This window comes from Mycobacterium sp. SMC-14 (assembly GCF_046250075.1).
Taxonomy (GTDB): domain Bacteria; phylum Actinomycetota; class Actinomycetes; order Mycobacteriales; family Mycobacteriaceae; genus Mycobacterium.
Map to the genome: position 1 here is coordinate 1,180,214 of NZ_CP176429.1, position 12,680 is coordinate 1,192,893.

Genomic DNA, 12,680 nt, shown 5'->3' on the forward strand with positions numbered 1-12,680 from the left:
GATGACTGAACCGCGGTGGATCGACGTGTCTACGCCCGGAGTCGCGCTCAAGGCACTGAGTTGGGGGACACCGGGTGACCCGGTGGCGTTGTGCCTGCACGGGTTTCCTGACACCGCCTACGGGTGGCGCCGGCTGGCCCCGCACCTGGTCGCGGCCGGCTGGCATGTGGTGGCGCCGTTCATGCGGGGCTACGCGCCGTCGTCGATTCCCACCGACGGCAGCTACCACATCGGCGCGCTGATGGACGACGCACTGCGGGTGCACGCCGCCGTCGGCGGGACCGGTCGCGATGTGGTGATCGGTCATGACTGGGGCGCGATGGCCGCCACCGGGCTGGCCGCGTTGCCGGACAGTCCGTTCACCAAGGCGGTGATCATGTCGGTTCCGCCGCCGGCATCGCTGCGTGCGGTCCGCGGGAAAGACCGACTGACCCTGGCCGGCTATCTGCCGGCGCAACTGCTGCGCAGCTGGTACATCAGCTACTTCCAACTGCCGTGGCTGCCGGATCGGTCCGCCTCGTGGGTGCTGCCGCTGTTGTGGCGGCGGTGGTCACCGGGGTATGCCGCCGAAGAGGATCTGCGGCACGTCGACGCGGCCATCGGAACGCCGGAGGGCTGGCGCGCAGCACTCGGTCCGTACCGGGCGCTGCGCAGTCTGCGGGCTCCCGATCGCTACGCCGACCTGCACCGGCACTGGCTGCAGCTCCCGCGGCTGCAGACCCTGTACCTGCACGGGCGCACCGATGGCTGCATGTCGCCTGGATTCACGCAGTGGGTGCAGCCGGCCTTGCCCGCAGGCAGTGCGGTGGCCGTCATCGAGAATGCCGGTCACTTCCTGCAACTCGAGCAGCCCGACGAGGTCGCCGATCGGGTGCTGCCCTTTCTGTCCCGATGAGCAGGGTTTGACCTGATGCGCGGACGCCCCATGACCGCGATCGACACGCAGTTCTACTGGATGTCCGCGAAGATCCCCAGCGACCAGTTCCTGCTGTACGCCTTCGCCGGGGTACCGGCCGACCTCGACGATGCGATCGCAGACGTACTCGACCGATCCCGAACGATCCCGGACCTGACCATCCGGGTCGCCGAGGCCGGCGCGCTGCGCTACCCGCGGTGGGTGCCGATCACCGAGCCCAGCGAGGACGTAGCCGCGATCCGGGCCCCCGGTGACAGCTGGTCCGGTTGCCTGGATGCCGTCTCGCGCCTGACCGACGACCAGCTTGATGTGCGGGTGGCGCCCTGGCGGTTGCACGTTTTCGCGCCGGTCCACGACATTCCCGGCCACCGCGGTGCGGGCACGGTGGCGGTGCTGCAAGTGGCGCATGCCCTCGCCGACGGCGGGCGGGCTTCAGCGTTGGCCGCCTGGCTGTTCGGCCGGGCCGCACCGGTGCCTGCGGTGCAAACACCGGGCCGTGGCTTTCTGCCGTGGCGTGCGGTTGTCGCGGCGCGGGCCCACCGCAAGCGGGTCGAGGACACTGCGGCGGGACTCTTGCCGCCCCCGGTCGGTGACCGCCCGCCGCTGGCCACCAACAACCGGCCGGCCGGTGGCCGGACAGTGCGCACCTTGGTGCGGCAGCGACAGGAACTGCGCGGGCCGACGGTCACCGTGGCGGCGCTGTCAGCGGTGTCGGCGGCGCTGTCGGAGTATCTCGACGAACCCTGCGAGGATCTGGGCGCCGAAGTGCCGATGGCCAAAGTCGGTGAGCGTCAGGCCCACAACCACTTCGGCAATATTCCGGTCGGCCTGTACCCGCATCTGGGCCGCGACACTCGCTGCGAACGGATCGCCGCCGACATCGCCGGAGGCCGGCTGCGCGGTCGCCACCCGGCCGCGGCCGCGGCCGATCGGGCCTTCGCCGCGACACCCGCGGCGCTGCTGCGCTGGGGCATCGACAATTTCGACCCCGATGCCCGGCCGGAGCGGGTCACCGGCAACACCGTGGTCTCCAGCGTGCACCGCGGCGCCAAAGACCTGCGTTTCGGTGCGGCGCCGGTGCTGCTGACCGCGGGGTTCCCCTCGTTGTCCCCGGCGATGGGCCTGACCCACGGGGTGCACGGCATCGGTGACACCGTGGTGATCAGCGTGCATGCCGCCGAGTCGGCGGTCCGGGATATCGAGGTATATCTGCGACTGCTGGACGCTGCGTTGTAGTTTGAGCAGATGGTCACTGCTGCTGATGTCGCATTGCTGCTCCTGCGCCTGGTTCTCGGCCTGACTATGGCGGCGCACGGGTTCAACAAGTTCTTCGGCGGAGGCCGAATCCCCGGCACCGCGGGCTGGTTCGAAAGCATCGGGATGAAGTACGGCAAGTTCCAGGCGGTGACGGCTGCTACTGCGGAGATCGCCGCCGGGCTGGGGCTGGCGGTGGGGCTGCTGACCCCGATCGCCGCCGCCGGATTCGTGGCCCTGATGGCGGTGGCGGTGTGGACCGTGCACCGCGCGAACGGCTTCTTCGTGCTGACCAACGGCTGGGAGTACAACCTGGTGCTGGCCACCGGCGCCGTCGTGGTGGCGATGCTCGGGCCGGGCTATCTCAGCGTGGACCACCAGATGTTCTGCCATTGCTGGAAGAACGGCTGGCCGGGCCTGTGGATCTCGCTCGGTCTCGGCCTGGCGGGCGCCGTGGGCCAGCTGGCGCTGTTCTACCGTCCGGGGGCAGTCGACACGACCGGCGAGTAGGGCAGCCCGCTGCCGGCGTTCTCGTCGACGACCACCCGCCGGCCCAGAAACGGAAATGCCCGCTGCGGGCACGCCTCGCGTTCGCAGATCTTGCAACCCGCACCGATCGGTACCACGGTGGCGGCGTCACCCAGGGCGACGCCGGTGGAGTACACCAGCTTGTCGGCATGCGCCAGGTCGCACCCCAATCCGACGGCGAAAGTCTTGTGCTGCCCCAGATAGCCGCGCCCCTCGGGCGGCGTGGTGGTGGCGATCCAGAAGTACTTGCGGCCGTCGGGCATCTGCGCCACCTGAGTGACGATCCGGCCGGGTTGGCTGAACGCGTCGTGCACCACCCACAGCGGACAGCTGCCACCGACCCTGCTGAAGTGAAACGCGGTGGCTGACTGCCGTTTCGAGATGTTTCCCGCCTTGTCGGTACGGACGAAGATGAACGGCACACCGCGTCGTCCGGGCTGTTGCAGGGTCGAGAGCCGATGGCACACCGTCTCGAAACCGACCTCGAAGCGGCGTCCCAGCAGGTCGATGTCGTAGCGCAGGTCGGTTGCGGAACGCTGAAACTGCCGATACGGCAACAGGAAAGCGCCGGCGAAGTAGTTGGCCAGCCCAATCTTGGCAACATCGCGGGACTCCGGGCTCAGTGACTGATCCTGGGCCACGATGTCCGACATCAACTCCTGTTGGGTCAGCAGTGCCAGTTGGGTGGCTATCTGGAAGGCCCGCTGCCCCGCCAGCAGCCAATGCGCGATGCGCAGCACCCGAGTCGCCGGGTCGAAGACCCGCTTGGTCCCCGCCGGCAGGTCGTCGACGATCGCCACGGTGATGTCGAATCGCTCGGCCATCAGCGTCGACAGCTGAATGTCCAAGCCGCCGAAGCGCATCCCGGTCTCGACGAACAGCCGCTCGGCGGCATTGTCGAGCTCACCGATGTAGTTGTTGCGGTCGTAGAAGAAGTCGCGGACCTCCTCGAACGGCATGGGCCGGGCCACCGACTGCGCCGAGTCGCCGGAGATCTGTGACCGGTAGGACTCCAATTCCTCGGTGGCACCGCGTAGCTGGCGATGCATGGTCAGCAGGCTGTTGCCGATATCGGGCATCCGCGCGACGAGTTCCTCGATCTGGCTGTCGCTGGCGGCGTGTTCGCCGGCGGTTGCGGTGAACATGTCTCGCAGGTCGGCCACCAGCCGGGCATCGGCGTCCCCGGAGAAGTACTGCGCGGGCAGGCTGAATCGGTCGGTGAGCGCCAGCAACACCGGCACGGTGATCGGACGCTGGTCGTTCTCGAGCTGGTTGACGTAGCTGGTCGACAGGTTCAACGCGCGTGCCAGTGCCACCTGGGTCAGGCCGCGCTCCTCGCGCAGGCGTCGCAGCCGGGCCCCGGCGAAGGTCCGGGTTGTGGTGGGTGCCATGTCGTGCAGCGTAACCCGCGAATGCATTCGCAAGGTTCGCAATTCTGGCCAACTTAGGACGCATTAATACGCATTTCCCATGCATATCGGTGTTTACCGGTCGTGCGTAGGGTGTGGAACATGCAGCTACATGACGTGAAGACCCGCCGCAGTGCCGATGACTTTCCCCGCTCCGAGCACCTCGCCTGGAAGATCGCACAGGTGGCCGCCGACCCGGTGGCCGTTCCCGATGACACCGCGGCAATGGTGATCAACCGGATCATCGACAACGCGTCGGTCAGTGCTGCCTCGGTACTGCGCCGGCCGGTGACGGTGGCCCGCCGGCAGGCTCAGGCGCACCCGTCGAAGCCAGGCGCTGCGGTCTTCGGTATCGAGGGCACCTATTCCGCCGAGTGGGCCGCCTGGGCCAACGGCACCGCGGTGCGCGAACTGGACTTCCACGACACCTTCCTGGCCGCGGAGTACTCACACCCCGGCGACAACATCCCGCCGCTGGTGGCGGTCGCCCAGCAGCTCGGCCTGTCCGGCGCCGACCTGATCCGCGGCCTGGCCACCGCCTACGAGATCCAGGTCGACCTGGTCAAGGGCATCTGCCTGCACGAGCACAAGATCGACCACGTCGCGCACCTCGGCCCGTCGGTGGCCGCCGGAATCGGCACCATGCTGCGGCTGGACCCCGAGGTGATCTATCAGGCGGTGGGCCAGGCGCTGCACCTGACCACCGCCACCCGCCAGTCCCGCAAGGGCCTGATCTCGAGCTGGAAGGCCTACGCGCCGGCTTGGGCCGGCAAGGTCGGCATCGAGGCCGTGGACCGGGCGATGCGCGGTGAGGGCGCACCGGCTCCGATCTGGGAGGGCGAGGACGGCGTCATTGCCTGGATGCTGTCCGGGAAGGACCACACCTACCAGGTGCCGCTGCCCGGACCGGGCGAGGCCAAGCGCGCCATCCTGGACACCTACACCAAGGAGTACTCCGCGGAGTACCAGAGCCAGGCGCTGATCGACCTGGCCAAGCGGCTGCGGGAGCGGGTCGGTGACCTGAGCCAGGTGGCCACGATCAAGTTGCACACCAGCCACCACACCCACTACGTGATCGGGACCGGCTCCGGCGACCCGCAGAAGTTCGACCCGGACGCCTCGCGGGAGACCCTGGACCACTCGGTGATGTACATCTTCGCCGTCGCCCTGGAGGACGGCAGCTGGCACCACGTGCGGTCGTACTCCCCGGAGCGTGCGCACCGCCCCGAGACCATCGCGTTGTGGCGCAAGATCTCCACCGTCGAGGACCCGGAGTGGACGCGGCGCTACCACTCGACCGACCCGAATGAGAAGGCCTTCGGGGCGCGCGCCGAGATCACCCTGGCCAGTGGGGAAGTCATCACCGACGAGCTCGCGATCGCCGACGCGCACCCGCTGGGGGCGCGGCCGTTCGAACGCAAGCAGTACATCGCCAAGTTCACCGAGCTCGCCGAGGGCGTGGTGACGGTGGGCGAGCAGGAACGGTTCCTCGCCGCCGCAGAAGGTCTAGCGGGGCTTTCCGGTGCTCAGCTCGGCGAACTCAACATCGTCGTCGAACCCGCGGTGCTGAGCCAGGCGCCGGCGACGCCCGACGGGATCTTCCGGTGAGTGGGCTGCTCGGGGCCGCCGCGGTCCCGGCGGACAAGCGGGCGGACTTTCGGGCCGGACTGCAATCCGGTCGGCTGCAACGGTTCCCGGGGGCGTTCTCGCCCCTGGTCGCCAAGCTGGTTGCCGAGATCGGCTTCGAGGGCGTCTACGTCTCCGGTGCGGTGCTGTCGGCCGATCTGGGGCTGCCGGACATCGGGCTGACCACACTGACCGAAGTGGCCGGGCGCGGCGCGCAGATCGCGGCCGCCACCGACCTACCGACCTTCATCGACGCCGACACCGGCTTCGGCGAGCCGATGAGTGCCGCCCGCACCATCACGGCACTCGAAGACGCCGGGCTGGCCGGCTGTCACCTCGAGGATCAGGTCAACCCCAAGCGGTGCGGGCACCTCGACGGCAAGGCCGTGGTGCCGGCTAGCGAGATGGTCAAGCGCCTGCGGGCCGCGGTCGCCGCCCGCCGGGACCCGAACTTCGTCATCTGCGCCCGCACCGATGCCGCGGGCATCGAAGGGCTTTCGCCCGCGATCGACCGGGCCAAGGCCTACGCCGACGCCGGAGCGGACCTGATCTTCACCGAAGCGCTACGCGGGCCGGCCGACTTCGAAGCGTTCCGCGCCGCAGTCGATGTTCCGCTGCTGGCCAACATGACCGAGTTCGGCAAATCGGAGCTGCTGACCGCCGCTCAACTGACCGACCTCGGCTACAACGCGGTCATCTATCCCGTCACCACCCTGCGGCTGGCCATGTTCGCCGTCGAAGTCGGGCTGCGGGAGATCGACACGGCCGGAACGCAATCCGGTCTTTTGGACCAGATGCAGCACCGCAGTCGGCTCTACGAGCTGCTGCGGTACGCCGAGTACAGCCAGTTCGACGACGACATCTTCAACTTCACGTTAGGAGCGTCCCAATGACGATCGCCCCCTCCGACGCCGCCTCAGCACCGGAAATCCGCAAGGGACTCGCAGGCGTCGTCGTCGACACCACGTCGATCTCCAAAGTGGTGCCGGAGACCAACTCGCTGACCTACCGCGGCTATCCCGTGCAGGACCTGGCCGCGCACTGCAGCTTCGAGCAGGTCGCCTACCTGCTCTGGCACGGTGAGCTGCCGACCGACGCCGAACTGGCACTGTTCTGCCAGCGCGAGCGGGCGGCCCGGCGAGCGGACCGGTCGCTGTTGTCGCTCGTGGAAAAGCTCCCGGAGAACTGCCACCCGATGGACGTGGTGCGCACCGCGATCAGCTACCTGGGTGCCGAGGACGCGGAAGAGGACGACCCCTCCGAGTCGGCGAACTTCGCCAAGGCGCTGCGGATGTTCGCGGTGCTGCCGACGATCGTGGCCGCGGACATGCGCCGCCGGCGCGGTCTGGACCCGATCGCGCCGCACAGCCATCTCGGCTACTCGGAGAACTTCCTGCGGATGTGCTTCGGTGAGGTGCCCGAGCCGGTGATCGTGCAGGCATTCGAGCAGTCCATGACCCTCTACGCCGAGCACAGCTTCAACGCGTCCACCTTCGCCGCGCGGGTGGTCACCTCCACCCAGTCCGACATCTACAGTGCGGTCACCGCGGCCATCGGCGCGCTCAAGGGCTCGCTGCACGGTGGGGCCAACGAGGCGGTCATGCACGACATGATCGAGATCGGTGAGCCGGAGAAGGCCGCAGAGTGGCTGCACGGCAAGCTGTCTCGCAAAGACAAGGTGATGGGCTTCGGTCACCGGGTGTATAAGCACGGTGACTCCCGGGTGCCGACCATGAAGGCGGCGCTGGAGCGCGTCGTGGCGGCCCGCGGCGGCCAGCGCTGGTTGGACATCTACCAGATCCTGGAGGCCGAGATGTTCGCCGCAACCGGGATCAAGCCCAACCTGGACTTCCCGACCGGGCCGGCCTACTACCTGATGGGCTTCGACATCCCGATGTTCACCCCGCTGTTCGTGATGAGCCGCATCACCGGATGGACCGCGCACATCATCGAGCAGACCGCGTCCAACGCGCTGATCCGCCCGCTGAGCGCCTATTCGGGAAGTCCGCAGCGCGTCGTCGGCGCGGTCTGAGGCTCGCCCCGGGGGCTACCATCCGGGGATGTCGCAACTGTTCCCCGATTACCGCCCGCTCTGGGAGACCGACCAGCACCGCGAACTGCGCAAGCACGCCGCGGAGTTCCTGCGCAAGGAGGCCACCCCGCACCAGGAACGCTGGGTAGCCCAACACGGCGTGGACCGCGAGTTCTGGAACAAGGCCGGTGACGCCGGGCTGCTGGGACTGGATCTGCCCGAGGAGTTCGGCGGAGCCGGCGGCGACTACGCCATGCACTCGGTGGTCCAGGAAGAACTGGTCTACGCCCACGACCAGTGCTTCGGCTTCTCGGTGCATTCGCCGATCGTGGCGCACTACCTGTACGCCTACGGCAACGACGAGCAACGCAAACGCTGGTTGCCCAAGGTCATCAGCGGCGAGGCGGTGCTAGCGATCGCGATGACCGAGCCGGGCACCGGCTCGGATCTGCAGTCGGTGCGCACCACCGCGGTGCGCGACGGCGACCACTACGTCATCAACGGCTCGAAGACGTTCATCTCCAACGGGACCCACTGCGATCTGCTGGTGATCGTCGCCAAGACCGACCCGTCCCAGGGCGCGGCCGGGGTGTCGTTGATCGTGGCCGAGACCAACGGACTGGCCGGCTTCGAACGTGGTCGGGTGCTGCAGAAGATCGGCCAGCACGGCCAGGACACCCGGGAGCTGTACTTCACCGACATGCGGGTGCCGGTCGCCAACCTGCTCGGGGAGAAGGAAGGCCTGGGCTTCTACCAGCTGATGGACCAGCTGGCCCGGGAGCGGCTGATCATCGGGACGCTGTGCGCGGCATTGGCCGAGGCCGCCGTGCTGGAGGCCATCCGCTACTCCAAGGAACGCGAGGCGTTCGGCCGGCCCATCGGCAACTTTCAGCACACCAAATTCGTGCTGGCCGAATGCAAGACGGACACACTCGCGATCAAGACCCTGGTCGACTACGCGATCAGCCAGTACGTCGGCGGCAAGAACGACCCGATGACCGCGTCGATGGCCAAACTGTTCGCCGCGGAGAAATCCGATCAGGTGGTCGACAAGTGCCTGCAGATCTTCGGCGGCTACGGCTACATGGCCGAATACCCGATCGCCAACATGTACACCGGTTCGCGGGTGAACCGGATCTACGGCGGCACCAGCGAGATCATGAAGGAGATCATCAGCCGATCGCTGTGAGCTCCAGGTGCTCGAGCCGGCGCACCAGCAGGCTGGGCAGCCAACGGCCGGCCTCGCCGATACCGATGTGTGCGGTGCGTGCCAGAAGTTCGCCGATCACGATTCTGGCCTCCAGGCGTGCCAGGGCGGCGCCGACGCAGAAATGCGCGCCCTTGCCGAAGGCCAGGTGACTTTGCGGCGGACGGTCCAAGCGGAAATCGTTCGGCTCGGCGTAGCGTGCCGGGTCCCGGTTGGCTGCGCCCCACAGCAGCAGCAGGCGTGATCCGGCCGGCAGGTCCACCCCGCCGAGGCTGGTGTCGCGGCGGACGTGCCGGTAGTGACCGCGAAACGGCGACTCGCACCGCAGCACCTCTTCGAGGAACGGGCCGATCAGCTCCGGTGACTCGCGAACCCGACGCTGAATCTCCGGGCGCGTCGCCAAAGTCCAGGCGGCCGAACCGATCAGCGATGCCGTCGATTCGCCGCCGGCGCTGAACAGGGTGATCATCATGACCTGGGCGGTGAGGGTGTCGAGTGCGCCGGTGGCGCAGGCGGTGGCCAGGTCGCCGAGCAGGTTGTCCCGGGGATCGAGCGCGGCCCGCCCGAAGTGGTCGTTGATATAGCCCGCGAGCTCCATGACGGCGACACCCGCACTGGCGAGTTGGTCGGCGTCGACCAGCCCCTCCACCACTTGGGTGCCGGCGTAGCCCCATGCCGTCAGCTGATCCACGTCCTCGTCGGGCACACCGATCAGCCGTGCCACGATCATCATCGGAAGCCGGTTGGCGACGGTGCTCATCCACTCGATGCGTCCATCGCGGACGCCGTCGTGCCATAGCTGGTCCATCATTTCGGAGATGAACGGTTCCAAGGCACGAATACGCTTGGCCGCCAGCTGTGGCACCAGCATCTTGCGGTGCGCGGCGTGTGCCGGGTCGTCGGCGGTGGCCAGCACATGGGTGGGGTCGTTGAGTCCGGGCATCGGGAACGTGGCGACCGTGCCGTCGGGTTGATAGAGCATCGTCCCGGTCAAGTTCGAGGAGAAGTCCTGCACTCGCGCCACGGCCTCGGTGACCGCATCCCAGCCGCACACGAGATAGAAGCCGGAATCACCGACCGGGTGGACGGGCGCCTGCGTGATCATCCGCTCATAGAGCGGATACGGGTCCTGAATGCACGCGTCGTCGAACAGGCGCAGGCCCATCGGGTCTATTCCTACTGGCATGGCTCTAGGCTGCTCAGGGCGTGCTACCTGCGTCAATGCGCTGCGCAAAGTTGAAAGCCGCCCATGGAGCCGACCGCCGGGAGTCGTCTCAGGGCGCGCCGCGGACCTGCAGACCCGGTGAGAATTTGGTCGTTTTCTGTCTCACGCTGAGATAAAGTTTCCAGGCGGAGGGAGCTTGCGATGACGGGGCATGACTGGCTGGTGGGCGAAGACCGCCGTACCGCCGGTGCCGAACGCATCTACGCCGCCGCAACTGATCTGGTGGTTCGCGACGGGTTGGATGCCCTGGACATCGACGTCTTGGCCGCCCGGGTGCATTGCTCGCGGGCCACTATCTATCGGCATGCCGGCGGCAAGGCCGAGATTCGCGATGCCGTTCTGGCCCGGTCGGCTGCACGCATCGTGGACACCGTGCGGCAGGCGGTCGCCGGGCGCAGCGGGGCCGAACGGGTGGTGGTCGCGATAGCGGCGGCACTGCATCGGATCCGCTCGGATCCGCTCGTCCAACCGATGGTCGGTTCGGTGCGCGGCGCACAGGAGATGACTCGACTGGCCGCATCGCCCATGGTCGCCGGTTTCGCCCGCGATCTCAGCGGCCTGAGCGAGGACGACCGAGAGGCCGCGCAGTGGGTCGTGCGGGTGGTGCTGTCGCTGTTGTGCTGGCCGGTCGAGGACGCCGAGGCCGAGCGGCAGATTCTGGAGCGCTTCGTAGCCCCGGCGTTCGACACGAATGGTTGATCGCGACCCGAACTTCTAGAACGCGTTCTAATCTGACCGTCATGGGATTTCTCAAGCAGGACACCCCGCAGATCGACTTTGAGGAATGGAGCAAGGGCACCCGCGCCGAGAAGATCATGCCGATGGCGCGGCACTGGGCCGAAGTCGGTTTCGGTACCCCGGTTTTGCTGCACCTGTTCTACGTCGTCAAGATCGCGGTCTATGTTCTGGCGGCCTGGTTGTTGGTGCTGACCACCACGGGAATCGATGGCTTCACCAATGTCGCGCACTGGTACGCCGAGCCCATCGTGTTCGAGAAGGTCGTGCTGTACACGATGTTGTTCGAGGTCGTTGGCCTGGGCTGCGGGTTCGGACCGCTGAACAATCGGTTCTTCCCGCCGATGGGCTCGATCCTGTACTGGCTGCGACCCGGCACTATTCGGCTCCCGCCGTGGCCGAGCCGCATTCCGTTGACGAAGGGTGATAGCCGAACGCCGTTCGATGCGCTGCTCTACGGCGCGCTACTGGTGCTGCTCATCATCGCGCTCTTTTCCGATGGAACCGGCCCGGTGCCCGCTCTGGGAACGACGGTCGGGGTGCTGCCGGCGTGGCAGATCTGGGCCGTGTTGATCGTGCTGGCGGTGCTGGGTCTGCGGGACAAGGTCGTGTTCTTGGCTGCCCGCGGTGAGGTATACGCCTCGTTCACCGTCGCGTTCCTGTTCGCCGGCTACGGCGTCGATCTGATCCTGGGCGCCAAGCTCGTCTGTCTGGTTATTTGGTTGGGCGCGGCGACATCCAAGCTCAACAAACACTTCCCATTCGTCATCTCGACGATGATGAGCAACAACCCGCTGTTTCGACCGCGGTTCATCAAACGCAAGTTCTTCGAGCACTTTCCAGACGATCTCCGTCCGGGCTGGCGTTCGCGCTGGCTCGCGCATTTCAGCACGGTCATCGAGGGACTGGTCCCGCTGGTGCTGTTCTTCAGTCACGGCGGCTGGCCCACGGCGATCGCCGCGTTCGTCATGCTGTGCTTCCACTTCGGCATCCTGTCCGCGATTCCGATGGGCGTGCCGCTGGAATGGAACGTCTTCATGATGTTTTCGGTGCTGGCGCTGTTCGTCGGTCATTCCGGGGTCGGGCTGACGGATATGACGACACCCCTGCCAATACTGCTTTTGGCCGTCGTCGCGGGGACCGTCGTGCTGGGGAATCTGTTCCCCCGCAAGGTGTCCTTCCTGCCCGGCATGCGCTACTACGCGGGCAACTGGGATACCACGCTGTGGTGCATCAAGCCGTCAGCTGACGCGAAGATCGCCGAGGGAATCGTGTCGATCGCCAGCATGCCCGCCGCCCAATTGGAGAAGTTCTACGGCAGCAAAGAAGCGGCGCAGATCCCGATGTACATGGGGTACGCGTTCCGCGCCTTCAACACGCACGGCCGCGCACTGTTTGCCCTGGCCCACCGTGCCATGGCTGATCAGAACGAAGACGACTATGTCCTGACCGACGGCGAGCGAATCTGCAGCACCGCTCTCGGATGGAATTTCGGTGATGGGCATTTCAGCAACGAGCAGCTGGTCGCCGCGCTACAGAAGCGCTGCGGGTTCGAGCCGGGCGAGGTGCGCATCGTGATGCTTGACGCGCAGCCGATTCAGCGACAAACCCAGCAGTATCGCTTGGTCGATGCCGCCACCGGTGAGTTTGAACGTGGCCACGTGAAAGTGGCGGACATGGTGGTGCGTCAGCCCTGGCAGGACGACCTGCCGATCTACGTCGATCGCCCCGCCGCGATGTGACCCAGA

At 67.1% G+C, this 12,680-nt stretch carries 11 protein-coding genes; 9 read left to right on the plus strand and 2 right to left on the minus strand.

From position 1 onward, the window contains the following. Position 1: 1 nt before the first annotated feature. Genes ACKY0W_RS05715 through ACKY0W_RS05725 form a run of 3 tightly spaced genes read left to right on the plus strand, consistent with a single transcriptional unit; the run spans position 2 to position 2,680 of the window. Positions 2–895, plus strand: coding sequence for an alpha/beta fold hydrolase (locus ACKY0W_RS05715; RefSeq protein ID WP_409436748.1), 894 nt, complete (start codon positions 2–4; stop codon positions 893–895). A gap of 15 nt (positions 896–910) precedes the next feature. Then, positions 911–2,152, plus strand: a complete 1,242-nt coding sequence (locus tag ACKY0W_RS05720; protein ID WP_409436749.1) for a DUF1298 domain-containing protein — start codon at positions 911–913, stop codon at positions 2,150–2,152. Positions 2,153–2,161: 9 nt separating this feature from the next. Then, complete coding sequence (locus ACKY0W_RS05725) at positions 2,162–2,680, plus strand: DoxX family protein (RefSeq protein ID WP_409436750.1); 519 nt, start codon at positions 2,162–2,164, stop codon at positions 2,678–2,680. On the opposite strand, the gene ACKY0W_RS05730 is transcribed toward ACKY0W_RS05725, so the two are convergent. After that, entirely contained in the window at positions 2,644–4,089 is a 1,446-nt protein-coding gene (locus ACKY0W_RS05730; protein WP_409436751.1) for a short-chain fatty acyl-CoA regulator family protein, read from the minus strand. The two genes, ACKY0W_RS05725 and ACKY0W_RS05730, sit on opposite strands and share 37 nt — an antisense overlap. Before the next feature lie 120 nt (positions 4,090–4,209). Between ACKY0W_RS05730 and prpD the strand changes: the two genes are divergently transcribed. Genes prpD through ACKY0W_RS05750 form a run of 4 tightly spaced genes read left to right on the plus strand, consistent with a single transcriptional unit; the run spans position 4,210 to position 8,954 of the window. Continuing rightward, positions 4,210–5,715, plus strand: a complete 1,506-nt coding sequence (prpD, locus tag ACKY0W_RS05735; RefSeq protein ID WP_409436752.1) for a 2-methylcitrate dehydratase PrpD — start codon at positions 4,210–4,212, stop codon at positions 5,713–5,715. Next, positions 5,712–6,626 (plus strand): methylisocitrate lyase, encoded by a 915-nt coding sequence (gene prpB, locus ACKY0W_RS05740; protein ID WP_409436753.1) that lies wholly within the window; start codon positions 5,712–5,714, stop codon positions 6,624–6,626. The genes prpD and prpB overlap by 4 nt, the downstream gene beginning before the upstream one ends. Then, complete coding sequence (locus ACKY0W_RS05745) at positions 6,623–7,765, plus strand: bifunctional 2-methylcitrate synthase/citrate synthase (RefSeq protein WP_406758749.1); 1,143 nt, start codon at positions 6,623–6,625, stop codon at positions 7,763–7,765. The genes prpB and ACKY0W_RS05745 overlap by 4 nt, the downstream gene beginning before the upstream one ends. Before the next feature lie 28 nt (positions 7,766–7,793). After that, positions 7,794–8,954: an acyl-CoA dehydrogenase family protein gene (locus ACKY0W_RS05750; RefSeq protein ID WP_409436754.1), complete on the plus strand. Its 1,161-nt coding sequence runs from the start codon at positions 7,794–7,796 to the stop codon at positions 8,952–8,954. Here the strand turns inward: ACKY0W_RS05750 and ACKY0W_RS05755 are convergent. After that, the gene (locus ACKY0W_RS05755) at positions 8,938–10,158 is read right to left on the minus strand and encodes a cytochrome P450 (protein ID WP_409436755.1); all 1,221 of its coding nucleotides are present in this window, start codon (positions 10,156–10,158) and stop codon (positions 8,938–8,940) included. The two genes, ACKY0W_RS05750 and ACKY0W_RS05755, sit on opposite strands and share 17 nt — an antisense overlap. A gap of 180 nt (positions 10,159–10,338) precedes the next feature. Between ACKY0W_RS05755 and ACKY0W_RS05760 the strand changes: the two genes are divergently transcribed. Further along, on the plus strand, positions 10,339–10,896 hold the full coding sequence (locus tag ACKY0W_RS05760) for a TetR/AcrR family transcriptional regulator (protein WP_409436756.1): 558 nt from the start codon (positions 10,339–10,341) through the stop codon (positions 10,894–10,896). A 41-nt stretch (positions 10,897–10,937) separates the two neighbouring features. Further along, positions 10,938–12,674 carry a DUF3556 domain-containing protein gene (locus ACKY0W_RS05765; protein ID WP_409436757.1) on the plus strand — a complete coding sequence of 579 codons (1,737 nt, stop codon included), beginning with the start codon at positions 10,938–10,940 and terminating at the stop codon, positions 12,672–12,674. Positions 12,675–12,680 lie beyond the last annotated feature (6 nt).

Coding starts and splice junctions, on each gene's coding strand:
- ACKY0W_RS05765 (WP_409436757.1), top strand. CDS start 10,938: ATGGGATTTCTCAAGCAGGACACCCCGCAGATCGACTTTGAGGAATGG.
- ACKY0W_RS05725 (WP_409436750.1), top strand. CDS start 2,162: ATGGTCACTGCTGCTGATGTCGCATTGCTGCTCCTGCGCCTGGTTCTC.
- ACKY0W_RS05750 (WP_409436754.1), top strand. CDS start 7,794: ATGTCGCAACTGTTCCCCGATTACCGCCCGCTCTGGGAGACCGACCAG.
- ACKY0W_RS05760 (WP_409436756.1), top strand. CDS start 10,339: ATGACGGGGCATGACTGGCTGGTGGGCGAAGACCGCCGTACCGCCGGT.
- ACKY0W_RS05745 (WP_406758749.1), top strand. CDS start 6,623: ATGACGATCGCCCCCTCCGACGCCGCCTCAGCACCGGAAATCCGCAAG.
- ACKY0W_RS05720 (WP_409436749.1), top strand. CDS start 911: ATGCGCGGACGCCCCATGACCGCGATCGACACGCAGTTCTACTGGATG.
- ACKY0W_RS05715 (WP_409436748.1), top strand. CDS start 2: ATGACTGAACCGCGGTGGATCGACGTGTCTACGCCCGGAGTCGCGCTC.
- prpD (WP_409436752.1), top strand. CDS start 4,210: ATGCAGCTACATGACGTGAAGACCCGCCGCAGTGCCGATGACTTTCCC.
- ACKY0W_RS05755 (WP_409436755.1), bottom strand. CDS start 10,158: ATGCCAGTAGGAATAGACCCGATGGGCCTGCGCCTGTTCGACGACGCG.
- ACKY0W_RS05730 (WP_409436751.1), bottom strand. CDS start 4,089: ATGGCACCCACCACAACCCGGACCTTCGCCGGGGCCCGGCTGCGACGC.